Origin of the sequence: Amygdalobacter indicium, assembly GCF_029101545.1 — a bacterium.
GTDB classification, from domain to species: domain Bacteria; phylum Bacillota; class Clostridia; order Saccharofermentanales; family Fastidiosipilaceae; genus Amygdalobacter; species Amygdalobacter indicium.
Genome location: NZ_CP118866.1, coordinates 856982 through 883131, shown reverse-complemented (window position 1 = coordinate 883131; position 26150 = coordinate 856982). Strand labels below are relative to the sequence as shown.

Here is a 26150-nt window from a genome sequence, read left to right as displayed (position 1 = left end):
GCCTAATTACAAGCGAACGGCAGTTAAAAAAATGCAGGAACGATCTAATTTGTATCACTATGTAATATTCCTGTAAAATTACAAATCAATCTTTGCTTGCACACTTTATCTATGAATGGTATTCTATTTGTGCTTTAAGGCTGCCTTACCACAATATGTAGTAATTGGAGCTTGCGCTTCTGATTAAGAAACGTCAGTTAGCGGCAGTCTTATGTAAAACTGAGCGGATGATGTTTCTATATATTGGTAGATGAGAGGGATTGAGTATGTCTTTGGAAGTGATTAAACGTGACGGAACAACAGTGCCGTTTGATAAAAGCAAGATTCAAGTTGCTATTGAAAAAGCAATGAATTCGGCAACCGGTAATTATGTTGCGGGACAAGCTGAAGAAATTGCCGGTGAAATTGAAGAATTTGCCCGTAATATTCCGAGGGCTATTACAATTTATCAAATTGAGGATCAGGTGTATTACAGCTTGATTAAACATGATAATGCCGCAACTGCCAGATCTTACGAAAATTATAAGGCTGTGCAAAGCTTTAAGCGTAAGGATAATACAACCGATGCCGGAATTATCGGCTTAATTGAAGCCACCAATAAAGATACAATGGATGAAAATTCCAATAAAAATGCCTTTTTGGCAGCAACGCAGCGAGATTTAATTGCCGGTGAAGTTTCGAAAGATATGGCCCGCCGGAAAATTATGCCGACTGATATTTTACAGGCTCATGATTCGGGAGCTATCCATTATCATGATCTGGATTATGCAATACAACCGATTTTTAACTGCTGTTTGATTAATTTGGAAGATATGTTGATGAACGGTACTGTAATTAACGGTAATCAGATCGAAACTCCGCATACTTTCAGAGTAGCATGTACTGTTACGACCCAAATAATTGCCCAGGTGGCCTCGAATCAGTACGGCGGTCAGTCAATTAACGGCTTTGACAGAATTTTGGCGCCGTTCGTGCGTAAATCCTATTTGCGTTATTTGAAAGAAGTTCTGGAAGAACAGGCCGAGGTATACGGGGCTGAAGCGACGGAGGCCAACAGACAGAAGGCGGAAGAGATTGCCTGGCGCCGGACGAGAAGAGAGATAAAAGACGGCGTCCAAACTGTGCAATATCAAATTAATACTTTAATGACGACAAACGGTCAATCACCTTTCGTTACTTTATTCTTGTATTGTGAACCGGATAACGAATATGCTAAAGAAGCGGCCATGATTACGGAAGAGGTTTTACGGCAGCGAATTGAAGGTATTAAAAACAAATGCGGTGTTTATGTAACACCGGCTTTCCCCAAGCTTATTTATGTTCTGGATGAACATAATGTGAAGCCCGGCGCACCTTATTTTTATCTGACGGAGTTGGCGGCCGAATGTACGGCCAAGCGGATGTATCCCGATTATATTTCTGCTAAAAAAATGCGCGAAATGTATGAAGGTAACGTGTTCAGTCCGATGGGTTGCCGTTCTTTCCTCAGCCCTTGGAAAAATGCTGCCGGTAAATATGTTTTCGACGGTCGTTTCAATCAAGGCGTTGTTACGATTAATTTACCGCAAATCGGTATTTTGAACCGCCATGATGAAGAGGGCTATTTCAAGATGCTCGACAAGCGCCTCAATATTGTAAAGAAAGCTTTGATGTTAAGACATGAGCGTTTGTTGAATGTCAATTCCAACGTCAGCCCCTTACATTGGCAGTACGGCGCTATCGCCCGTTTGGGAGAAGGTGAGAAGATTAGACCTTTCCTGGAAAACGGTTATTCAACATTAAGCATCGGTTATATCGGCTTGTACGAGGCCAGTTATTTAGTTACCGGCAAGAGTCATACGAGCCCTGAAGGTAAAGCTTTCGCGCTTAAGGTGATGCACAAGTTGAATGAGGCTGCAGATAAATGGAAGGCTGAAACAGGTTTAGGTTTCGGTGTTTACGGTACGCCGGCAGAATCGCTGACACATCGTTTTTGCGCCATCGACCGCGCTCATTTCGGTGATATTGAAAATGTTACTGATAAAGGATATTACACCAACTCGTACCATGTCGATGTACGTGAACCTATAAGCGTTTTCGACAAATTCAAGTTCGAGTCGGAGTTTCAACCCTTGTCAAAAGGCGGCATGATTTCTTATGTTGAGATACCTAATATGCAGAATAACATTCAGGCAATATTGGAAATGATTCAGTATATTTATCAAACAATTATGTATGCCGAGTTCAACACCAAACTTGATTATTGCCATGTTTGCGGTTTCAGCGGTGAAATTAAGCTCGATGACGACAATGTTTGGACCTGCCCGCAATGCGGTAACAACAATCGCAATAAGTTGACTGTAGTCAGACGTACTTGCGGCTATTTAGGCTCCAATTATTGGAATGAGGGTCGAACAAAAGAAATTAAGAGCCGTGTTTTACATATTTAACGGGAAAACTTGAAAGTTATGAAAGAGTCAGTTGTTTGACTGACTCTTTTGTTATCAAGCAAAGGAGTAAACCTATGCGTTATGCACAGTTGCGAGAATTTGATGTAGCTAACGGACCGGGAATTCGCTCGACTGTATTTGTTACCGGTTGTACCTTTGCTTGTCCCGGTTGCTTTAACGGAGCGTATCAGGATTTTAAATACGGTGAGCTTTGGACACCGGAAGTGACAGTTAAATTGGCCAAGTGGTTGCGCAACCCTTTTGTTTCCGGCTTGACTGTTTTGGGCGGTGAACCTATGCAGCAGGGTAAGGACTTGGCTGCTATTTTAAAGTTGTTGCGCAATCTGGTGGCCGAATCGGATGCGGAAAACAGCGGCAGACAATTGAATATTTGGATATTTTCCGGTTATAAAATTGAGCAATTACTGCAAAATCCGGTTCAATTAAGTATATTGGAACAATGTGATACTTTAGTGGACGGACTTTTTCAGATGGCGCAAAAAGACTTAATGCTGCGTTTTCGCGGCTCGGCCAACCAGCGGATCTTGGATATTAAAAAAAGTCTCGCTTCTTTAAGAGAAGGTAACTTGCCGGTCTGGCAAAAAAACTTCGGTCCTTCGTGTGAACCGATACTGGCAAAATATAAAGAGTTTGTCCCTCCTGCCATAGAACAATAGTTAAATATGTTGTGATATTGTACTTTTTCCTGCTATTTGTGGTAGGATAAGCCAATATGAAGCTGTAACGATTGTAGGAGGTTTATTATGACAACATTCGATCAGCAGTTGAGTGCGCCTTTTAAGTCGCTCAACTTAAAATATCGCAAGCTTATGGGGCAGAAAAGACCGGAAGAGCTTGATTTAAAGGAAAGGAACAGACGAGAATGGAGCTGGATGCTTTATGACGTCGGCAATTCCGCTTTTTCAGTTGCTATAAGCAGCGCTGCGTTTCCTGCTTTTATCGGTATTATTGCCAGTACTGAAGCCCAGATGCAATTAGGCTGGTTTAATTCTTTAAGTTCTATAATTTTAGCGGTTTTAAGTCCGATTTTAGGAACTTTGGCTGAATTTAGAGGATACAAGAAGAAAATGTTCAACTTCTTTGCCATTTTCGGTATTTTAACGACAATGTTGTTGGCATTTTTACCTACAAATATGTGGTTTACCATTTGTTTGGCCTATGTTTTAACCAATGTTTGTTATAACGGTTCGATTATTTTTTACGATGCTTTTTTGGTCGATTCCGTTGTCAAAGAAAGAATGGATAAGATTTCTTCCTACGGTTTTGCTTGGGGGTATATAACCAGTATCATTCCTTTCGGCATATCGCTGGTCTTTATTTATTACTTGGGCATGGCCAATCCTTTGGGCTATCAGTTATGCTTTTTAATCACGGGTGCCTGGTGGTTGATTTTTACGTTACCGATGATTGTAGACGTGCAACAGGTTTATTGGTCACCTAAGCCGAAAAACGGGGTTTTCATTTATTCTTTCCGTGAAATTGCTTCAACATTTAAAGATATCAGAAAATATAAGTATGCGTTTGTTTTTTTAATAGCGTATTTCTTTTATATTGACGGAGTTGATACAATCATAAGAATGGTTGTGCCTTATGTTCAGAGCGTTTTGGGAAATGAAATCGTCGATACGGTGATCTTGTTGGTTATTCTTTTAGGCAGTCAGATTGTGGCTTTCCCTTTTGCTATATTGTACGGTTGGTTGACCAAATTTTTTACGCCGATAAGATTGATTCAAGTAGCTATGATTCCTTATCTGATTACAGTTTGCACAGCCGTATTTATGCAAAATATCTGGCATCTTTTGATTATGGCGGTCTTAATTTCTTCTTCTCAGGGAGGAATTCAAGCTCTCAGCCGTTCTTATTTTGCTCAGATTATTCCGCCGGAAAAAAATAATGAATTCTTCGGTTTTTATAATGTTTTCGGTCGCTTTGCAGCCATTATGGGTCCGGCTTTGATGTCGTTAATCGGTTGGTTGACAGGTATTCCGCGCTTAACAATTTTAGCTGTAGTACCTTTGTTTGTTATCGGCTTTATAATTACTTTATATTTGCCGAAAAATGCCACGGCTATTGATAAATAAAAAATAAAGCAGTCTGAATTCGGGCTGCTTTATTGCAGTGAGGATAAATTTATATGACTTCTGAAGAAAAAAGTTTGCTCGAGCAAAGCAATTTGCAAGTTGGCGCTTGCCCGCTTTCGGATTATTTCTTTGTTTATTCCGGAAAAGAACAGGCCTTAAAAGCCTGTATTAAGCAAAAACAGGAATTTACACGCGATTTGAGGTTGGATTCCGATCGCCTTGAAATTTTAGGCTGCATGGATCAACCTTCTGTCTGTTATCCTGATTTGGCAGCTTTACCGGATGATTTTGTGAAGTCGTATAATTTTCGCAAAAAAGCAGCAGCTTGCAAGTTAGAAAAGGTTTCTGAAATACCCTTTGATCCGCCGCATATTCCGGCGAATAATCCTGTTGCTTTGTTTCATAAATATTTTACCGCCCAGGATTTGCATTATGAATATCACATGCAGCTGAGTATGCAGGCGGCTGCTTTTTATATTTGGCTTAACGGTACGTTTATCGGTTTCAGTCAGGTAACGGGTAGAGATAATGAATTTTTGCTCTCACCGCATGTTATAAAAGGCATCAATCATTTGACAATTTTAGCGACAGCGGAAGCTTTCAGTTCTTATTTGCATATTAATTCTGTCCGTGATTTACGCATTAATGATTTAGTCCTGGTTAAACGGCCTCAGGCTGCCGTTACCGATGTGATGGTAGAAACTGAATTGATAGGTGAGAACAGAGGGAAAATAAATGTAAAAATTACGCCGTCGCCGACTGCAGCTGATGCCATAGCGGCCGCTTCAGATTTTTATTTGCTGGATGATTCGGGGCAGGAAATTCAGCTAACTCATGTAGTTGGAGCAAACGGTTCAAATACCTTTGAAATTGCAAATGTTGCAGCCTGGTCGTGGGAGTCGCCGCGATTGTATTACTTTTTAATTGATATGGAAGAGGAATGCCTGCTTTTTCCTTTGAATTTTCAGAAAATTACCGCTGTTGACGGGATTGTCGAACATGAAGGTCAGGCATTGAAAGTCTGGGCGGTAAATAGTGAAATTTTATTATGTCCGCCCGATCTTCCACTTTCCAATAATCCTAAAGTCAATTTACAGACACAAAGGCAGTATGTTTATCACTATTTGCAGAATTTGCATAAAAATAATTTTAACAGTATCAGCAGTAGGGTGATGTATAATCAGATGTTCCGGAATTTATGCTTAAAAAGCGGTATGCGGCAGGTGCGTAATTTAGTCTATACAGCAGATTGGCAAAAAAATTCAGCTTCCCCGATTGCTGCCCGGAAAACAGCCGCTTATCTTGATTTACCGGAATTGAAGCAGGCAATTATGCAAGTTTTGACATTGGAAGTTGCATACAAACAGAATAATATTCTACTTTATTTATTGGATTATGAATATTGGTTACAACTAAAAGAATCTTTGCCCGAAGCAGCTGATAAATTATCTAAAAACAGTCTTATTGCTCTGACGGCACCATGCAGCGGTGAAGAGGGTGAAATAAATGTTGCTCTTAAATGCTTATTCAATTCTGCACTGCAGGAACGTTTACTCGATGAAAAAGTTTTACCGTTCGAAACGCCATATTATCTTGCTTCATTTGCAGATAAGCTGGGAGAAGAAGAAATTGCAGTTAATGAGGTTCTGAATGAATTAACGACAGACAGTCGTTGCTTGGGTGCGGCTGTTAATGATTTTGCTCTGCCGGGAAAGAATATAGTTGATTTTAACGAGATAACAGGTATGCGCTATACACTTTGCCCTCTGACTGTTCGGGTAATCAGGTCGAATAACGCGGAATGTTGTATTTATATTTACAATAATTTTGCCCATGCCTGTACCCAAAAGCGCTACAGTTTGCGTTATGAACTGACCGGTGACGGTAAAATTTTGCAAAAGGCGGAAATCTTCCCGTTGGAAATTACAAGCGGTCAAATTACAAAAATAAATGTGCCCGGGCAATCATTGGAAGACTTAAAGGAACAATATTCTACTTTGACACTTAATTGTTTTATTGGCTGCAGTGAAGACGGTCGCCATGAAAATTTGCATAAAAGCGGTTTACAGCAATTTATTTGGCAAAAGGATATTAACGAAAATTTGTTGAATGAAATTTGTGAAGCGGAAGATGTTTTACCTTTGGAAACGGAATTGGAGAAGGACGAAAAAATTAGACCGGCGGAGAGAAATATTTTAATTTTTGCTGACGGTGAGCACTATTTAATTCAGGGAAGTAATATAGACGGGCAGATGTATAAATATATTTACAGCTGTAAGCAGGCGATTTTTACATCTATGATTTATGATAATTGTCCTTTTTTAAGTCAAGCAGGAGAATACAGCTTAAAAACTTCATTCCTACCTGCCGGTAAATTAGCTGAAGCTTGGGAAAAATGGTCCTATGACAGTTTACAAATGAAGGTTTATAAAACCGAAGCCGGTTATCTGGATGAGTTGTCGCCGGAGGAAATGGGAACTAATTTAGCAGGTCTGGAAGGTGTTTATGTGAAAAGCTTTTTAACTTTATCCGGACCGGATTTGCCTGTACCGTTCACCTTTGAAAGCAGATGGATAATTTTGGCCTCGGGTCGAATCTGTTGGAAAATTATCGCTACGAAGCATACTGAAGAAAGCAGAAATTTTTCCGTCCCTCTGCCGCCGCCGACAGCCTGTATCGGGGTAAAGTTCTATTTGCCTGCAAGTTTCAATGAGTGTCGTTATTATGCTTACGGGCCGCAAAACAGTTATTGCAATAAATTACGACATACATATATGTCCTTATTTACCCACACTTTAAGCGAAAAGCAAATTCATTACGGTACGCAGGCATTAGCAGTCAATGCTGCCGACGGTAATCAATTTATTATTTGGAAAAACAGTGAAGAAAATGCTTTTTCTTTTATCTGTTCACAGGAAACTGCCGGAACGGCGTTGACAATAATTTATAAATTGAATACGCAAGCTGTATGTTATAACAGTGATGCGCAATATTCCAATTTTTTAGAAGATAATTATACTTTCAAGTGTAATATTTTACCTAAACCGTACAATTTGAATTATTAAGGAAGTGCCGGATGCATTTATCTGCAGAAGAATTTAAGAAGCAACGTTTATTTTTAGCACCGATGGCCGGTTACAGCAATTTACCGTTCCGACGTTTGTGTCACAGAGGAGGTGTTGATTTCAACACGACCGAACTGGTTAGCGCCCGCGGTATTGTATATAACGGTTTGGAACCTTCTTTACGCTATTTGTTAATTGACGAGGACACGGAAGGACCGGCAGCTATTCAGTTGTTCGGCTATGATGCGGACGATTTTTATATAGCTGTGCAAAAAATATTGGATAATCCTACATTGAGTCGCTGCAGTGCTATAGATATAAACATGGGTTGTCCTGTAAAAAAAGTTTGTCAAACCGGAGCGGGATCCGCTTTGATGCAAAAGCCGGAGCAGGCGGTGAAAATCGTACGGAAATTACAGCCATTATGTGCCGGTGCCGGTAAGTATTTGACTTGCAAGTTTCGCAAAGGATATCTGCAGGAAGAAAATACGGCGGCTGAATTCGCTTTAGCTTTAGCTGAAGCCGGTGTCGACAGAATATGTATTCATGCCAGAACGGCCAAGCAAATGTATGCCGGTAAAGCTGATTGGGCAGTATTTGCAACTGTCAAAAACAAATTGCTGACACACGGATTTGGCGCTTTGCCGTTAATTGCCAACGGTGATATAAAATCGGCGGCAGATTGTCGCACAATTCAGGATATGGCGGAAGTTTCGGGATTTATGATCGGTCGAGCTGCTTGCGGCAATCCTTATATATTTGCCGAGATTAAAAATCCGGAATTTAAAGTTACAGCCGAACGTAAAATTGATGATTTGCAAACGTGTTATCTGGAGATGACGGAAATGCTGGGAGAAATTACTGCCGGGAAGGAATTCCGCAGTATGATTATGCCTTGGATTAAAGGGTATGCTCATTCTACCGCATATCGGCAATTATGCGGTAAACTTACTTATAAAAGCGAATGGTTGAACTTTTTCCCGACATTACTTGAGCTGTTTATTTAGTATAATTGTAATTATCATGAAGTTCTTGCTTTAGACTGAGCTCTAATGAAAGACTGTGATATAATTATTAACTAAAAGCGGTTCTTTCAGGAGGTCATTTATGGCGCAATATAAAAAAGTTAAAGGAACATTGGATTTGCTGCCCCAGACTTGTTGCGAATGGGAAGAAATTGAAAAGATTTTTGCGCGTGTTTGTCGTTCTTTTGCTTACGGAGAGATTAGAATTCCGACGTTTGAATATACTGAAGTTTTTAATCGCGGAGTAGGTGAAACCAGTGATATTGTCCAAAAGGAAATGTATACTTTTGAAGACCGCGGCGGAAGATCAATTACCTTGAGACCGGAGGGGACAGCCGGAGTAGTCAGAGCTTTTGTAGAAAACGGTTTGTTCAATGAGACTTTACCGCAAAGACTATTTTATGAGATTTCAGCTTTTAGAGCTGAAAATGTCCAAAAAGGTCGCTATCGTGAGTTCCATCAATTGGGAGTAGAATGCTTAGGCAGTCAATCGCCGATGACGGATGTAGAAATTATTTCTCTTGTACAATTGTTTTTTCAACAAGTCGGCTTAAAAAATTATGAAATAAGACTTAATTCCTTAGGTTCAATTGCCGGGAGAAAGGCGTATTATCAGGCTTTGTTGGCATATTTAACACCGCATACGGATGAATTATGCAGCGATTGTCGACAAAGAATGGCGAAAAATCCGTTGCGTGTTTTGGATTGTAAAGTTCCTCAATGTAAAGCTGTTGTACTCGGTGCACCTAAAATAACGGATTGTTTGTTACCGGAAGATCAACAACGTTTTCAAACCGTCTTGCGGGGTCTGGATAATTTGTCTATTAAGTATACGGTAGATCCTAAAATTGTAAGAGGATTGGATTATTACTGTCATACGGTTTTTGAGTTTGTGCTGAACGATGTAGAGGCAGGTCAGGCTGCTACTATTTGTGGCGGCGGACGTTATGACGGACTGGTAACTTTGCTCGGCGGACCGGATTTGCCGGGAATGGGATTTTCTATCGGCTTGGAACGCCTGCATTCAGCTTTACAGGAGCAAAAACGTGCTTATGCTTTACGCAGACCTGATTTGTTTATTGTGGCTCAAAGTGAGACTGAACGGCAAGTTGCGGCAGGAATTGTTTGGCATTTGCGTAGACTCGGAATTACGGCAGAGCAGGATGTCGAAGGTCGTTCTTTCAAAGCACAAATGAAATATATGAATAAACATAATTTCCGCTATTGTCTGGTTTTGGGTGAAAATGAGCTTAACAGCAAATTTGTTAAGTTGAAAGACCTTGATAGCGGTGCTGAACTCAATGAACAATTTAATCTGGATGATTTAACTGATTTAAACAAGGCTATTTCGTTGAATACGACCTGGAAAATAGAGGAGGAATAAAATGAGTAGTAATATTAAGGGTATGCAACGTACATGTTATGTAGCAGAATTGGATAAATTGCTTGTAGGTAATACGTATACACTTATGGGCTGGTGCCAAAAACAGCGTAATTTAGGCGGCTTAATTTTTATTACTTTGAGAGATCGCAGCGGTCTTCTGCAATTAGTGACTGATGATACTTGTTCGCCTGAAGTCAGAGAAACAGCAGCAAAAGTGCGGAGTGAAGACGTTTTAGCGGTCAAGGGCATTTTACGCCTTCGTTCCAATCCGAATAACGAGATGCCGACAGGTAAGTTGGAACTTTTGTTACAGGAAATCAGAATTGTGGCGGAAGCGGAAACTACGCCTTTTTATATTGAAGATGATGTCCAAGTGAAAGATTCTCTAAAATTACAATATCGCTATTTGGATTTGCGTCGTCCGGCTTTACAAAAAATTATTATGTTGCGTTCGAAGCTGACGCAGTTAACCAATCGCTTCTTTGAAGAAGAGGGATTCATTAATTTGGAGACACCGATTTTGGGCAAGTCGACGCCTGAAGGTGCCAGAGATTACCTGGTCCCGAGTCGTATTTTCCCGGGCGAGTTTTTTGCTTTACCGCAGTCACCGCAATTATTCAAGCAACTTTTGATGGTCGCAGGATTTGATAAATATATTCAAATAGCTCGCTGCTTCCGCGATGAAGATTTGCGTGCCGATCGGCAACCTGAATTTACCCAGATTGATATGGAAATGAGCTTTGTTGATGAAGATGACGTTATGCAGGTGGCAGAACGCTTTATTCAAAGAGTTTTCAAAGAATTGAAGAATGTAGATATTAAGTTGCCGTTAAGACGGATGGATTATAAAGAGGCTATGGAAAAGTACGGTTCCGATAAGCCGGATTTACGCTTCGGTTTGGAATTACAGGACATTTCAGATTTAGCTGCTACTTTGGATTTCACGGTTTTCAAAAATGCTTTATCTGCACCTCAGGGAGCTGTTAAAGCGATCAAATTACCGCATGCTGCAGATTTGACACGCAAGCAGTTGGATAAGTTGGCCGAGTTGGTCAAAACTTATCGGGCGGACGGATTGCTGTGGCTTTTAGGTTCCGGCGAGAGAAGTTCTTTTACCAAATTCATTACACCGGAATTTTTAGAAGCAATACGCGGACGTTTAGAAGTTGCGGATGATGATATGATATTTATTGTCGCCGGGAACAATAGAAAAGTTGTTAACGATTCTTTGGGCCATTTGCGTTGTGAATTGGCAGTTCAAAGAGGCTTAATCGATCCTGAATGTGTCTCTGTTCATTGGGTTGTTGACTTCCCGTTGCTGGACTATGATGAGCAGGCGGGACGTTATGTTGCAGAACATCATCCGTTTACCATGTTGAAAGATGAAGATTTACCGTTGTTGCAGACTGATCCGCTCAAAGTCCGTTCCAAAGCTTATGATATGGTTATTAACGGCTATGAAGCAGGCGGCGGTTCAATTCGTATCCATGAACAGGATATTCAGAAGCAGGTTCTGCAGCTGTTGGGATTCAGTCCGGAGCAGGCTCAGGCATCGTTCGGATTCTTGCTTGATGCCTTTAAGTACGGCGTACCTCCTCACGGCGGTTTAGCTTTCGGTATGGATCGTCTTGTTATGTTGTTAACCGGAACTGAAAATATTAGAGATGTTATTGCTTTCCCGAAAGTTCAAACATCTGCCTGTTTGATGACGCAGGCACCGTCTGAAGTCAGTAAGGGACAGTTACAGGAATTGGGAATTTGTACGGCAGCGGAGAAAGAAACTGCTGCGAATGAGTCGAAATAAGAGAGCGAGGCCGAAATTGAAGTATCGTCAGGGAAGACCTGCTAATGCTGATAAAATTGCAGAGCAGAAAAAAGAGCCGTCTATTACCGCTACTGATAACGGCGGTGTCCGACAGGCTGAATTTGATGCGGGACAATTGGATAAAAATGTGCGCATTTCTTATCTGAGAAATATGTTGATGGCCAAGGCCCAACGTAAAGACCGTATCAAATCGGGGGAGATTACAACTGACGATATGCAACAGCCTATAGATAAGGAAAAAATGAGTGATTTACCTGTTGCGGATGAAACTGTTTTACAGACTGCAGTCCCGCTGCGACAGGAGAAGTTGCCCAAAAATGGCAGCAGTGTTCTGAATTACGATTTTGCGCGTCAAAGACACGCTGCCGACATACCGCTTGAGAGGTTAGAGATGCCTGATTCACCGATATATAACTTAGCAGAAGATAAGATGGATTTTGATCCGGAACACGTAGCGGTTCCCAGTAGAGTTGATATCCATGAGAAGAAAAGAAGCAATTATATTTTGACGGAAATATTTTCCTGGCTTAAAGTCGTTTTTTTAGCTATTGTAATTGCTTATGTTTTCGTTACTTTTATTGCGCAGCGCAATATAGTGGACGGTAATTCCATGTTTCCGACTTTACATAACGGTGATAATTTAATTGTTGAAAAGATGACTAAATATTTTACTTTACCGCCGCACGATACAATTATCACTTTTATTAAACCTAAAGTTGATGTGCGTTATATTGAAGGTGAAGACGGTAAAGCTGAAGTTGCTATAGTTCCTAATCCCGATTTACCGGATGTCCACTTAGTTAAAAGAGTTATCGGTTTGCCGGGAGATGAAATAGAGATTAAAGACGGTCATGTTTATCGCAACGGTGTTAAATTGACGGAAGATTATTTGCCGGCTAATCTGTTGACCGGAACATTTAATGATAAATTTTCTAAGGTTAAATTGGCTGATGATGAGCTTTATGTTATGGGTGATAACCGTAATCACAGTTTGGACAGTAGAACTTTCGGTCCGATTAAAAGCAAAACTGTTGTCGGTCGTAGCCTCTTGCGTTTTTATCCGTTTAATCGTTTCAGCTTAACCAAATAAAAGGAGTTATAACTGATGTCCAAAAGCCGATTGGAGTTAATTCGTAATTTTAGTATTATTGCTCATATTGACCATGGTAAATCAACAGTTGCAGATCGTTTGATTCAAGATACCGGCGTTTTAACTGCCAGAGAAATGCAGGAACAGGTGCTTGATAATATGGATATTGAGCGGGAACGCGGTATTACCATTAAAGCACAAGCCAGTAAAATGTTGTATAAAGCCAAATCAGGTGATACTTATACTTTGAATTTAATTGATACTCCGGGGCATGTCGATTTCAATTATGAAGTTTCCCGTTCGTTGGCTGCCTGTGAAGGTGCTGTACTTGTTGTTGATGCTGCTCAGGGAGTGGAAGCACAGACTTTGGCCAATTGTTATCTGGCGGTTGATGCCAACTTGGAAATTTTACCTGTTATTAATAAAATTGATTTGCCTTCAGCCAGACCGGAAGAAGTTCGAGAAGAGATTGAAGAAGCTATAGGTATCGATGCTTCTTATGCTCCGCTTATTTCTGCTAAAAACAATGTAGGAATAGATGAACTGTTGGAAGCAATAGTTAAATATCTGCCGCCACCTACAGGAGATGAGAAAGCCCCGTTACAAGCTTTGGTCTTTGACAGTAAATTTGATGCTTATCAGGGTGTAATTGTTCATGTTCGGGTCAAAAACGGTTCCTGTAAAAAGGGTGACAAAATTCGTTTTATGCATAGCGGTAATGAATACGAGATAACTGAAACAGGATTTTTCAAAGCCGGTAAATTGCAACCGTGTGAGATGTTGAATACAGGTGATGTCGGGTATTTTACCGCATCAATTAAAGATATTCGCGAATCTGAAGTCGGTGATACAGTTACTTTGGCCGATAATCCGGCGAAAGAAGCATTACCGGGGTATAAGCCGGCTAATCAGATGGTGTATTGCGGTATTTATCCTGCCGACAGCGCCAGATATGAAGACCTGAAAGACGCTTTGGGCAAGTTGGTAATGAATGACGGAGGTATTTCCTTTGAGCCGGAAACTTCACTGGCTTTAGGCTTCGGTTTCCGTTGCGGTTTTTTAGGATTGCTGCATTATGAAATCAGTTTGGAGCGCTTGGAACGCGAGTTCAATTTGGATTTGATTTCTACAATTCCTTCCGTTATGTATAAACTGACTTTAACCAACGGTGAATCAATGATGCTGGATAATCCGACCAATATGCCCGATTTATCTAAAGTCAGTCAAATGAGCGAGCCGATTGTCAAGGCCGATATTATGGCCCCTAAAGATTACGTCGGTAATATAATGGAGTTATGTCAGGAACGGCGCGGAACTTTCATTGATATGAGTTATGTTGACCGTTTCCGTGTTAATATTTGCTATCATTTACCGTTCAATGAAATTATCTATGACTTTTTCGATGCTTTGAAATCGAGAACCAGAGGATACGCTTCTTTGGACTATGAATTTTTAGATTATGAACCGGCTAAATTAGTTAAACTTGATATTTTAATTAACGGTGACGTTGTTGATGCTCTTTCATTTATTGTCCATGAAGATAAGGCTTATGCCCGTGCTCGTAAAATGTGTGAAAAATTGAAGGACACTATACCGAGACAAATGTTTGAAATTCCTATTCAGGCAGCTATCGGCGGCAAAGTTATTGCAAGAGAAACGGTACGCGCTTATCGTAAAGATGTCTTGGCTAAATGCTACGGCGGCGATATTTCACGTAAGAAAAAGCTGTTGGAAAAGCAAAAGGAAGGTAAGAAGAAAATGCGGCAAATCGGCAGCATAGAGATTCCGCAGGATGCTTTTATGGCTGTATTAAAGTTGGATGATGAGTAAAGCGTTGATTAAACATTGCAGTATACAAGCTGAAAAACAATAAGTGACAAAAGGATAAGTCGTTGCCGCCAATTGACGGTGGCGACTTTTTTTTGAGCGAAAAAGATAACTGCCATAATTGACAAATATAATCAGCAGGCAAGTGATTAATAACAGTAATACAAATTCGGACGGTGACAAATAAAAAAACAGGAAAATAATTAAGCGCATATCCGCCGTCCCAAAAGAAAAATTTTCTAAAATCTTGTGAAAGCAGGCAATTTGCAAGATAAGACACAGTAAAACGTTGATTAATGCCGTTTGAAAATTATTGATATAAAATTGGTAAAAAAGGACGAGTAAAAACAAAGGTATCCAGGAATATAGCGGTAATAGACGCTTTTTATAATCGCAGATGGCCGGTTGCAGTAAGACTGAGGTCAAGCATAAATATTGCACCAACAGGAACATATAAACTAATTCTCCCGGAAATAATTCTGCATTTCAGCTGCAGCCGCCAGAGATTCACTATTATCATACTTTTTATCTTTGGCTGCTTTGTATAAGCTTAAAACAGCTTTCAGAGCCGCAGTAGCGGAAACGACATCAGCTGTACAGGGGGAAGAAGTACCTATTTTACTGATGATATCGTAATAAATAGCCTGATGCGGATTGAACCAGCTGTGCCAAAAAGCGGGCATAGAGAAATTACAAAGATTTTTCAGTAAACTCAGAAGCAATTTCAGGGTGCAGTTTTTCCCGGTAGCATTATGATAACTCAGATATAAACGATGATTATGCATTCCGATTGTCAAATCACCTTTTTTACCTACCAGGCTGAACATAGCTTTATGCTGTTCCGGCAGTGTGGCTGTGCTGCAAATTAAATTGATTTGACGCAGACGGGAATCTTCAATTAGACAGGCGGCATAATCTTCCGCTTCCATCTGATGATTAAGTTGGGCTAAATAACAAGTTCCGTGCGCAAACTCACTATTAAGCAGATAAAATAATAAATCCAGGGCATGAATACTCTGATTTAACAGCACACCGCCGTCACTACGGTAACGTCCTCGCCAGGCAGCCTGATCGTAATAAGTTTGCGGATGACCCCAATCAAGCCGAAGCTGAGCGCTTATTATTTCACCGATTAAACCCTGCTCCAATTTTTCATGCAGCTGTCGCACGAACGGAAAATAACGATAGATATGACCGACAGCTACCTGACAGCCGGAAGAGTGACTGAGATTTATTAATTCCTCCGCCTCCTTTATATTCAGTGTCAGCGGCTTTTCGATTAAACAGTGGCAGTGATGGGTCAAAGCGATTTCAGCTTGCGTAAAATGCAGATTGGAGGGTGTAGTAATACCAACGATGACTCGTCGTTCCGCGGTTAATTGGCGCATGGCAGCGGTTTGTAAATAAGATTCGAGATCAACAGCAAAATTATAAGCGGCAGGTAAAAAAGATTTGTTGCGTTCAGCAAAAGCGGCACAACTGTCTTCGTTCAAATCTATTAAGGTGACGCCGGAAAAATAACGCTGCAAATGGTAAAAAGCTTTGATATGTTTATCGGCAACTCTACCTAATCCTACTAAAATCAAGTGATATTTTTTATTTGTCAATTGTCTGCTACCATCCTTTCGGTGTTAAAGTGAATTATATTATAAATTTGGAGATAAAATCTCGATACATACTTTAAATTTAGATTTTACTCTTATATAATTAGTGCTAATAAACCTTAAATAAAGTATAAACTATGAGGTGAAGAATGACCAAATCAAAAGTACAAGCATTTTTGCAAAAATATGATTTAGATGCCGATAAAGTAGATTTAAGTGCCGAGTTGGAACACTTTCTCTTGTCTATGTCACTCGGATTGCTGCCGGAGCAAGAAGCCGATCAAAAGGCGCAGGAACAAGGTGTGATGCCGTTAGCAATGTTACCGACGTTTATCGACATAGAAAATAAAGTACCTTTTGAAAAACCATGTATTGTTTTAGATGCCGGAGGTACTAATTTTCGGGTAGCGGTATTAACTATGCATAGTGATCGTGAACCGGAAATTACCAATTATGAAGTTTATCCGATGCCCGGTTCCGACGGTGAATTAAGTAAACTTGAATTTTACGATAAGATTGTTGAATTTTTGCGACCGGTCATAAATTTAAGTGATAATATAGGTTTTTGTTTCAGTTATCCGGCAGAAATTACGGCAAATAGAGACGGCAGAGTTTTGAGCTTCACTAAAGAAGTCAGAGCGCCGGAGGTAGTCGGAAGTTTGATCGGGGTAGATTTGAAAGAGGCTCTTAAACGGCACAATTTACCTTTTGACAAAAATATTTGTATTTTGAACGATACGGTTGCGGCTCTGTTAGGCGGTAGAGCTTTCTTGAGTGAAGAAGTTTATGATTCATTCATCGGTTATATTTTAGGAACCGGTATTAATTTGGCTTATGTTGAAACTTCAAATGATATAGTAAAAATAAGAAAGTCCGTCAGCCCGGAAGTCTTAAGCGGTCGGATGATTATCAATACTGAAAGCGGTTATTATTGTCCATTACAAACTTCCGCAATTGAGCAGGAGATGGATGAAGGAACAAGCGATCCGGGACATTCTTTATTTGAAAAACGCATTTCCGGGCGCTATTTGGGTTTATTAAGCCTGTATATAATTCGCCGGGCAATTGAAGAACATTTATTCAGTACTTTTTTTGTAACTAATTTTGAACATATATCTCAAATTACAACGAAAGATTTGGATGATTATATGCGTTCTCCTTTCGGCCAGGGCAAATTAAGTCAGGCATGTGCCAATGATATTGATCGAAGCATCTTATATTATCTGATTGACAATGTTTTCGAAAGAGCCTCCAAATATGCGGTTGTGGCGTTGGCTGCAGCTTTAGTTAAAGCTGATACCGGCAAAAATCCGCTCAAACCTACAGTAGTTACTATAGACGGTTCTACATATTATAAGTCTTTATTAATTCAAAGTAAGATGGCTTATTATATTAGAAGTTTCATCAATAATGAATTACATTTATATGTTAAACTTAACAAGACAGAAAACGGTAATTTAGTAGGAGCGGCTATTGCTGCTTTAACAAATAAGAAGGATTAATATGGCTTTTGGTTTTAGAAGGCAACGCCCGGACGGATATTTAGTTAACGACGGTGATCCGATGAATCTGATCATTCCGTATATGATGCGCTCAAGAATAGAATCACAAATTTTTTATAAGTATCATATACCTTACGAAGCGATCGGTGATTATATAAAAAGTAAAAGACGCCAGGGAATTAAAATAACTTTTTTCAATGTCTTAGTTGCCGCGATTCAACGCACCATGTCCGAAAGGCCTAAAATGAATCGCTTCGTCGCCGGACGTCGCCTTTATCAACGTAACAGTTTTGAAATTCTCTATGTGGTAAAAGACAGTTTAACTGACGAGGGGAATGAGTCGGTTGCCCGACTGAAATTCGATGACCATGATGATTTATTTACTATTGCCGAAAAAATGGATACAACAAATAAATTGTTGCGCAGCGGCAAAGAGAATTTGGACGATAAAGCGATTTTGTGGCTTTTGAAAATGCCACGCTGTATTATCAGTACGGTTTTTGCCATTTATAGGTGCCTGGACTATTACGGATTGGCTCCTAAGGCGGCAATTCAGCAATTTCCTTTTTATTCTTCCGTATTTATTTCTCATTTAGGTACAATAGGCGGCGATGCCGTTTTCCATCATTTATATGAAATGGGAACGTGCAGTATCTTTTTAACCGTGGGCAGACTGAAAAAATATCCTTTCTATGAGAACGGCGAACTTGATTGGCGCAAATCACTGGAATTGGCTTTTACCATTGATGAACGTATATGTGACGGTTATTATTTGGTGAAAAGCTTGAAACACTTGAATAAATATCTTCTTAATCCGGAGTTATTGGAAACACCGTTGAAGAATAAAGACGAAAAATTTGATGAGGATGCCAAAGCTCGATTCTTAAGCATTTTACCGATTACCAAGTCGCAAGCTTTAAGAAGATTACGCGGTTATTTGACGAAGCATAAAATTCGTAGAAATAACGAGGAAAAGGAAGACAAGTAATGAACTTGATCTTTTTCTTGGAGTAGCAGCGAGTAGCAACCGGAGCTTTTTTTTGTCCTTGCAGAAAGACGTTGGCGGCTTATGTCGTCAGAAAAAGTGACATAAAAAAGTGCTCGATCATACCGAATCGAGCACAACTCTTAGGGGGTTAAGAGAGGGTATGAATAACATTTAAGGGGGGTGTTATTCATTTCTGTTTATATGGTATGCTTATATGTTAAGAGACAAAGTTAGATAAAGGTTGTCATTCTTATTAAGATACTGTAAATTTAACTTTACAGTAATTAGAAAAGGGAAAAGAGATAGAACATGACGGATAAATTTAACGATAGATTACAAAAAGCGAAATTTCCGCCTATTATTGCCTCTGATAAAGGAGTTGCCTGGTTGAACGGAGGTCATCTCTGGTTGTATCGCAATGACTTATCCGATTCATTGAACGGCGATTTCCAATCAGCTTGGAGCAGCGGAGATATAGTTGATGTTTTCAGCAGAAAAGGTACCTACCTCGGCAGCGGCTTTTATAATGCCGCCGGGCAAATTGCAGTACGTCTATTGAGCAATAATCGTAATGAAACATTTGACAGTGCTTTTTGGTTAAGGCGCTTGCGTTATGCTGTTGAGTATCGCAAACAATTAAAATTACTGAACGCAGAAGGAGCTTGTCGCTTGATTTACGGTGAAGCTGACGGATTTCCGGGATTAACATGTGATCGCTTCAACGATGTTTTAGTTATTGAGATTTTTTCCTTAGGAATTGCTAAAATCTGGCCGGAATTACAAGCTCAATTATTACAACTGTTACGAGAAGAATATTCTATCCGTATACGTTTGGTATACGAAAAAAGCCTCGGACCTTTACGGGCCAAAGAAGGTTTGGAAACTTTTGCCGGTTTGCGTTATTGCGCTGCAGCTTCCGCCGATAAAGAAAAAGAGTTACTTCCGGTCGGAATTGTTGAAAATGGTATTAATTTCAGCGTTGATTTTGTTAACGGCCAAAAAACCGGCTATTTTTTAGATCAAAGGGAAAATCGCCTGTTTTTGCAAAGAATTGCCGCCGGTAAAAATGTGCTGGAATGCTTTACACATACAGGTTCATTTGCTTTAAATGCTCTGAAAGGCGGCGCTGAACATGTTTTAGCAGTTGATATCAGCACTACTGCTCTGAATCAGGCTAAAATTAATGCTGCGTTGAATCCGGCGTTGGACAGTCGGAAAATAACTTGGATGAAAGCGGATGTTTTTAACCTGCTTACCGCTTTGAATGAACATCGCACGGGTGAAGATTGGGATAAAGCGGCAGCATTGGGCAAGTTTGATATGATACTTTTGGATCCGCCGGCTTTTGCTAAAACGCGTGAAGTTAAGAATTCCGCATACAAGGGATACCTGAATATTAATTATCAGGCAATGCGCCTTTTACCGCGCGGAGGATACCTTGTGACGACGTCCTGCAGCCATTTTATGCCGGAAGCAGATTTTAGCAAAATGTTGGCTGAAGCGGCACGGATGGCTGATGTAAAACTTAAATTGCTGGCTCGCAAAGAACAGGCCCCGGACCATCCTATATTGCTGTCAATGCCGGAAACAGCCTATCTTAAGACTTATTTTTTGCAAATTATTTGATTTATAAATTACTGCTATTATGAAAGAACTTAGGCGTGTTACAAAAATATAATAAACTTGAAGTTATTATGACAATTAAAATACTGTAAAATATACGCAGCTTATGGTAATGGCGTATATTTTATTGAGAAAAGGGAGTTATTACAATGCGAAAGATTAAAGTGTTATCACTTCTTGTTGCCGGAACAATGTTGTTGCCGTTAGCAGCTTGTAGCGGTAAGGGCAAGACAAAGCCTACGGATAAAAAAATTGTACTGAGTAATTTGCCGACAGATCCGAAAACGACAGAACAGAAAGAGACGAAACCTTATGATTTTAAGCCGTTAAAATACAGCTTGATTCGTAATTATGTCAAAGACCAGGACGGAGATAATTTCCCCTTCCTGCAAACAAAAATGCTTAAGGATAGCGATGTGTATCAATATCCGGAAGAGCATACTAAAGTTTTGGCAAAAGTGAAAAAGGATGATAAGATTTATCTCATTCAAAACTTGGCTAACGGTTGGTCTTTTATTCATCACGGTAAAGATTCCGGCTATGTGAAAACTGATGTTACCGATCAGGAGCCGATTAAGGGCCTGAAGGCTAAAAATCCGAAAACTGTTTTGGAAGGCGAAATGAAAGTTAAACAACCTTGTGATCAGGTTATCAACAAGGATAACTTCAAATCAACAGGTAAACGTGAACCGAATATGGTTTATTGGAAAAACTTTAAGTTCCCGTTTGAAAAAGTCAGCGATTTCAGCTTGTACTCTAATGATATTTTCTATAAAGAGCCGGCCAGCGATATGATTTACAAAATGGTAGGTCCGGAATTCAGTCCTTATGACGGCAAATTGACCTATCTTGACGGTCACAGACATAGAGTGGCTTACAATATGTGGGTTAATAAGTTCGGCAAAGGCGATGTCTTTGAAATTACAGATAAAGACGGTAATGCTTACAAGTATAAGGTTGTTGATGCCAAACAGGAACAATATAGTAAGTACAATGCCTATATCGGCGCCTGCTTCGATAACGGTACCAGTGTCGTCGACGCTTTGTATTTCGGTACTAATTATGAAGGTGTTGTTATTCAATATTGTAACGATGCAACCACAGATCCTGTGATTAACTTCTTCCTTTGCTTACCTGTTTTGGAAGAAAAGCCGGCTGCTACTACTAAGTAATGACATTTTGGCGAAATTATCAGCCGCTGCCTGCTGCAGCGGCTTTTTTAATAGTTAAAATGCGAAATCAAAAATAAGATATTTTACCGGACAGTATTTGTAACGAATTAATTTGAATTTTTGTATTAAAATAACCTATGTGGTTATTTTAGATGTGATATAATGTGCTTATATCGGAACTAAAGTTCCAGTAAAACGGGGAAATAATTAATTAAGAACGCTAAAAGGAGTAATATGGCTAAATTAAGTAAAAATGCTAAATCCAATCAAACGGTAACAAGAGTTGATAACGAAGAACGTGATGAAGCTTTGAAAGCGGCTTTGGCTGCAATTGACAAAAAATTCGGCGCAGGTTCAATTATGTTTTTAGGAAAAGCGCCGGAACAGAATATTACAGTTATTCCGACCGGAATATTTTCAATTGATTTGGCTTTAGGCGTAGGTGGATTACCGCGAGGCAGAATTATCGAAATTTACGGACCTGAATCATCCGGTAAAACAACAGTAGCTTTACATTGTATTGCCAGTGCACAAAAGGCAGGTGGTATAGCTGCCATTATTGACGCCGAGCATGCGCTTTCACCTGAATACGCCCAAGCTTTAGGTGTTAATATTGCTGATCTTGTCTTATCTCAGCCTAATAATGGTGAAGAAGCTTTGGAAATTGTCGATCATCTGGTTCGATCCGGTTCAGTTGATATAGTTGTTGTCGACTCTGTTGCCGCCTTGGTACCTCGAGCTGAAATTGAAGGTGAAATGGGCGATTCTTCTGTCGGCTTGCAGGCCAGATTAATGTCACAGGCTTTGAGAAAATTAACTGCCAGCATTTCGCAGTCTAAAACTATTGTTATTTTTATCAATCAATTGCGTGAAAAAATCGGTGTTATGTTCGGTAATCCTGAAACTACAACCGGCGGTCGTGCTTTGAAATTTTACAGCTCAGTAAGAATGGATATTAGAAAAGGCGAAGTTCTGAAAGAGGGCGATACACCGATAGGAGCCAGAACCCGGTGTAAAATTACTAAGAATAAGGTTGCACCTCCGTTCAAGGAAGCTACATTCGACGTTATTTACGGTAAAGGTGTCATCAACGAAAGCTGTGTTGTCGATGTTGCAGTCGAACATAATATCATCAATAAATCAGGCGCCTGGTTCTCCTATAAAGAAGAACGTTTGGGTCAAGGCAGGGATAAAGCTGTTAAATATTTAATTGACAATCCCGCTGTTTGTGAAGAGATAATGGCTGAAGTTAAAGCTAAAATTGCCGAAGATAATGCCAGACTTAACGAAAAATTGAGTCGTAGCAACCAAACTGCAGCTTCTGCTGCCGGCGATGCAGCAAAGAGTGAACAGGCAACTGAAAAATCCGAGAGTAATATATTGGATGATATTTTAGAATTAGATGAGTTATGAGTTGCGAGTCGAAAAATAACCCCGGGCAAATGCGGCAAGTCGCATTTGCCTATTTAACTAAATATCATCCGACAAGCGGTAAGCTGCGACAATATCTGTTACGGAAAAATTATCAATCAAACGAGATTAATACGCTTATCAATGAATTGTGTGAGCTGAAATATCTTGACGATTATGCGGCGGCAGAAAGAATTTTACATTTGTGTCGTCGTTCCGGAGCTTATGGGAAAATCGGCTTGCAAGCTTTGTTGTTGCGTAAAGGGGTGGAATATAATTGTGCTCAAGTTGCTTTACGGGATTTTTTTCAAACTGTGGATGAGCATTCTTTGCTGGAGGATTATTTATCATCTACTTCAAGCGACTTATTGCGGACAATTAAAAGTGACACTTGTGATTATGCTGCTAAGCAGAAAATTTTACGAATTTTACTTAGAAGAGCGACAGCGCATGGATTCAGTGTCGCTACATTAAGGAATTATTTACGCGATTATATGAGCTAGTTAGTTGTTTAGTGTATAATTAGTGTAGTTTGGTGACAGGTGGTTGTTATATGAATTTGCCTAATAAATTATCGTGTTTACGAGTAGTATTGATACCTTTTGTTATGGGGTTTGCCTATCTTGCCGACAGTTCAGCTTTTTCCGACAGGAAAATAACTGCGGTTATTACGATTGTTATTTCTTTAATTCTTTTTTGGTTGGCAGCTTATACCGATTATCTTGACGGTAATTTAGCCCGTAAATTTAATCATGTCAGTAATTTCGGTAAACTAGTCGATTCAATAGCTGATAAGGTCTTGATTTTGGCGACGATGATTATGCTGGTTGATTTAGGTTACATAAGTGTCTGGATACCGGTTATCACTTTGGCACGAGAGTTTCTTGTAACCGCTATAAGATTGATTGCACTTGAACAGACCGGTACTGTTATTGCAGCTAATTTTTGGGGAAAGCTGAAAACTTTGGTGCAGATGGTAGCTGTAACTGTCAGTTTTATCTACGGTGCTTATGCTTATTGGTCGGCCGAACCGACAGATTTGTTGTATTTGCACCATGCAGGAGCGATGATCGACAGATATTTTGTTTCAGATTACAGTTCATTACTGCAATTTTATTATTTTAACAACGCATTAGCGTGGATTTCTGTTATTATTACTGTATTATCAGGTTTGACGTATTGGTATGCTAATCGTAAACTTCTTAAAGCCGATTAGGACTGACCTGAGGCTGATATTGCTCTTAGTTTAAGGGCGAGAGGCGTAAATATAATTAATTTTAGAGAGGAAAATTAAGATGAGTGAAAAAGAAATATTGGATAAGGTTACTAAAATTTTAGTAGATCAACTGGATGTTAAGCCGGAAGAAGTAGTACCGGATGCTAATTTCCTGGAAGATTTGAATGCCGACTCGTTGGATATTGTGGAATTGATTTTGGTAATGGAAGAAGAGTTTAATTTCCAAATTCCGGATGAAGATGCTGAAAAAATTCAAACGGTCGGAGATGCGGTTAAATATATCAAGGAACATATTTAATTTCTGCGAGTGTAAATTATTTCACAGAAAGAAGATAGGATTATTATGTTGACACCGGATCAAGGTTCACGTTTGTTGAAAATTATTAATTGTCAGACAGAGGCGTTAAATTTCGTTAAGCAAAATAATGATGTTAAATTTCCTGTTAACATCATTTGTTTGGAACGCGGTCAGCGCTTAGGTTTACATATTGATGAAACCGAAGGGGAAGCTGACGACTTTTCCTTTGTTGACTTACGTAAATCATCATTGCTGTATTTTTACTATGGCGTTGATATGGATCAGTTTGCACCTGCATATGAATGGGAAGTTCTGCGTAATTTATACACATTGAGGGACAAAATAGATAATGAATTAAGTTCTTTGGAGCCTTTGATGGATGATTATGTCCTTATGTTGCAGGAACAAACTTTTGCCGGGGACAAGTTTAAGGCTGAAGCTGAGAAGAAATTTTACGAATTCTGGTTGCTTTATCGACGAGTAGTCAGTATTGTCGGCGGCTTTTTGATGTTGGAACATTTTGATGACTGTTTGCCTGTAATGATTAAAAAATATCATATTTGTCTTAAACGACGCAAACTTTATGATGAACTGTCAAAAGTCAATGATCAAATGTTGCAAGAACATAAGTTCGGTACGGATTCTAATGCTAAAACCAAAAAAGTTCAGCAATTGGAGCAAAAAGTTGATCAAATCCAAAGTGCGATTATTCAATGTGATCGTTCAGTGCAGGAAATTGATATTCATTTAGATGAATTGAGACAGTTGTACAGTAATGATCAAAGCTTTCAAATGCATGAGAAGTATCGTGATAAGGGCTTGTGCCTGAATTTTTTAACGCCGAAAGAGAGACAAAGTTTGGCAGCGGAAATTGTTGAGGTTAATCCTTGTGATTTTCATTTTAATAATATAGTTACGATTTCCGATTTACAGCAGGAACTTACCGCTTTGGCTGAAGGAGAAAGTCAAGTTAACCAGCAAACTGAAATTCAGCATTTGTATAATTTACTGAATGAATTTATTCATTTAAGTACGTCTACTGTCAGTTCCTGTTTGAGCAATCCTTTGTTATTGGTTGGAAGTACATGGAGAAGTAAATATGGGGATTCTTTAATTAAAAGAAGACCTAAGCTTATTATTTGGGAAAATGTTGTTGATACTATTGAAAAAGCCGGTTTAACTAATGCTTGGAACAGTCTTTTGAATATATTAGCTGAACATGAGAAGATAACTAATATTCTTTTGAGTGATGATTTTTCAGCTGCTCCTTTTTCCGACATTTGCGAGACTGAGATACGTAATAATGAATTGCTGTCTGTTTCGGAAGTACAAAACAAACATGATGAGTGCGAAAATGAAGAAGCTGCCAAAGATGAAGCTGTAACGGAAGAGACGGAAAAACTTTCGTCTGTAAAAGAAAAAAATGAAGATATTATTCTCGACGCTGCTGCAGTTGACGTTAATAACGAAATTTCAGCTGATGCGAATAGTGAGCAGGAAGCTGAAGCTGTGACTAACTCTGCCGATGATAATATTGTTTTAAATAAGCAAGATAAGTAGAAGGCTAAC

General features: G+C 39.5%; 20 protein-coding genes. 18 read left to right on the top strand and 2 right to left on the bottom strand.

Annotation, left to right across the window (positions count from 1 at the left end):
* The first annotated feature begins 272 nt into the window (after positions 1-272).
* From nrdD to lepA, 9 genes are all read left to right on the top strand, one after another.
* Positions 273-2429, top strand: a complete 2157-nt coding sequence (gene nrdD, locus PYS60_RS03685) for an anaerobic ribonucleoside-triphosphate reductase (RefSeq protein ID WP_390866554.1) — start codon at positions 273-275, stop codon at positions 2427-2429.
* Between the two features lie 74 nt (positions 2430-2503).
* On the top strand, positions 2504-3106 hold the full coding sequence (gene nrdG, locus PYS60_RS03680; RefSeq protein WP_315567804.1) for an anaerobic ribonucleoside-triphosphate reductase activating protein: 603 nt from the start codon (positions 2504-2506) through the stop codon (positions 3104-3106).
* Between the two features lie 87 nt (positions 3107-3193).
* Positions 3194-4531 carry an MFS transporter gene (locus tag PYS60_RS03675; RefSeq protein WP_315567803.1) on the top strand — a complete coding sequence of 446 codons (1338 nt, stop codon included), beginning with the start codon at positions 3194-3196 and terminating at the stop codon, positions 4529-4531.
* A gap of 53 nt (positions 4532-4584) precedes the next feature.
* On the top strand, positions 4585-7596 hold the full coding sequence (locus PYS60_RS03670) for a beta-galactosidase small subunit-related protein (RefSeq protein ID WP_315567802.1): 3012 nt from the start codon (positions 4585-4587) through the stop codon (positions 7594-7596).
* A gap of 11 nt (positions 7597-7607) precedes the next feature.
* A complete protein-coding gene (locus PYS60_RS03665; protein ID WP_315567801.1) occupies positions 7608-8603 on the top strand; it encodes a tRNA dihydrouridine synthase in 996 nt (331 codons plus the stop codon).
* Positions 8604-8703: 100 nt separating this feature from the next.
* Positions 8704-10005: a histidine--tRNA ligase gene (gene hisS, locus PYS60_RS03660; protein WP_315567800.1), complete on the top strand. Its 1302-nt coding sequence runs from the start codon at positions 8704-8706 to the stop codon at positions 10003-10005.
* Position 10006: 1 nt separating this feature from the next.
* The gene (aspS, locus tag PYS60_RS03655; RefSeq protein WP_315567798.1) at positions 10007-11809 is read left to right on the top strand and encodes an aspartate--tRNA ligase; all 1803 of its coding nucleotides are present in this window, start codon (positions 10007-10009) and stop codon (positions 11807-11809) included.
* Positions 11796-12920 carry a signal peptidase I gene (gene lepB / locus PYS60_RS03650; protein WP_315567796.1) on the top strand — a complete coding sequence of 375 codons (1125 nt, stop codon included), beginning with the start codon at positions 11796-11798 and terminating at the stop codon, positions 12918-12920. The genes aspS and lepB overlap by 14 nt, the downstream gene beginning before the upstream one ends.
* A gap of 15 nt (positions 12921-12935) precedes the next feature.
* Positions 12936-14750, top strand: coding sequence for a translation elongation factor 4 (gene lepA / locus PYS60_RS03645; RefSeq protein ID WP_315567794.1), 1815 nt, complete (start codon positions 12936-12938; stop codon positions 14748-14750).
* On the opposite strand, the gene PYS60_RS06605 is transcribed toward lepA, so the two are convergent.
* Both PYS60_RS06605 and PYS60_RS03640 read right to left on the bottom strand, forming a co-directional pair.
* Entirely contained in the window at positions 14730-15200 is a 471-nt protein-coding gene (locus PYS60_RS06605; RefSeq protein ID WP_390866509.1) for a prepilin peptidase, read from the bottom strand. The genes lepA and PYS60_RS06605 overlap by 21 nt on opposite strands.
* Positions 15201-15205: 5 nt before the next feature.
* Complete coding sequence (locus PYS60_RS03640; RefSeq protein WP_315567792.1) at positions 15206-16354, bottom strand: Gfo/Idh/MocA family protein; 1149 nt, start codon at positions 16352-16354, stop codon at positions 15206-15208.
* Between the two features lie 146 nt (positions 16355-16500).
* Here PYS60_RS03640 and PYS60_RS03635 point away from each other — a divergent pair, with 146 nt between their 5' ends.
* The 9 genes from PYS60_RS03635 to PYS60_RS03595 all read left to right on the top strand — a co-directional run bounded on the left by PYS60_RS03635 (position 16501) and on the right by PYS60_RS03595 (position 26141).
* Positions 16501-17853 carry a hexokinase family protein gene (locus PYS60_RS03635; protein WP_315567790.1) on the top strand — a complete coding sequence of 451 codons (1353 nt, stop codon included), beginning with the start codon at positions 16501-16503 and terminating at the stop codon, positions 17851-17853.
* A gap of 1 nt (position 17854) precedes the next feature.
* On the top strand, positions 17855-18841 hold the full coding sequence (locus PYS60_RS03630; RefSeq protein ID WP_315567789.1) for a 2-oxo acid dehydrogenase subunit E2: 987 nt from the start codon (positions 17855-17857) through the stop codon (positions 18839-18841).
* A gap of 309 nt (positions 18842-19150) precedes the next feature.
* Complete coding sequence (locus tag PYS60_RS03625; protein ID WP_315567788.1) at positions 19151-20467, top strand: class I SAM-dependent rRNA methyltransferase; 1317 nt, start codon at positions 19151-19153, stop codon at positions 20465-20467.
* Between the two features lie 146 nt (positions 20468-20613).
* Complete coding sequence (locus tag PYS60_RS03620) at positions 20614-21636, top strand: hypothetical protein (protein WP_315567787.1); 1023 nt, start codon at positions 20614-20616, stop codon at positions 21634-21636.
* A 234-nt stretch (positions 21637-21870) separates the two neighbouring features.
* Complete coding sequence (gene recA / locus PYS60_RS03615; protein WP_315567785.1) at positions 21871-23049, top strand: recombinase RecA; 1179 nt, start codon at positions 21871-21873, stop codon at positions 23047-23049.
* Positions 23050-23078: 29 nt separating this feature from the next.
* Positions 23079-23549, top strand: coding sequence for a regulatory protein RecX (locus tag PYS60_RS03610; RefSeq protein WP_315567784.1), 471 nt, complete (start codon positions 23079-23081; stop codon positions 23547-23549).
* A 50-nt stretch (positions 23550-23599) separates the two neighbouring features.
* On the top strand, positions 23600-24262 hold the full coding sequence (gene pgsA / locus PYS60_RS03605; protein ID WP_315567783.1) for a CDP-diacylglycerol--glycerol-3-phosphate 3-phosphatidyltransferase: 663 nt from the start codon (positions 23600-23602) through the stop codon (positions 24260-24262).
* A gap of 79 nt (positions 24263-24341) precedes the next feature.
* The gene (acpP, locus tag PYS60_RS03600) at positions 24342-24581 is read left to right on the top strand and encodes an acyl carrier protein (RefSeq protein WP_315567782.1); all 240 of its coding nucleotides are present in this window, start codon (positions 24342-24344) and stop codon (positions 24579-24581) included.
* Between the two features lie 45 nt (positions 24582-24626).
* Complete coding sequence (locus PYS60_RS03595) at positions 24627-26141, top strand: hypothetical protein (protein ID WP_315567780.1); 1515 nt, start codon at positions 24627-24629, stop codon at positions 26139-26141.
* Positions 26142-26150: the final 9 nt, after the last annotated feature.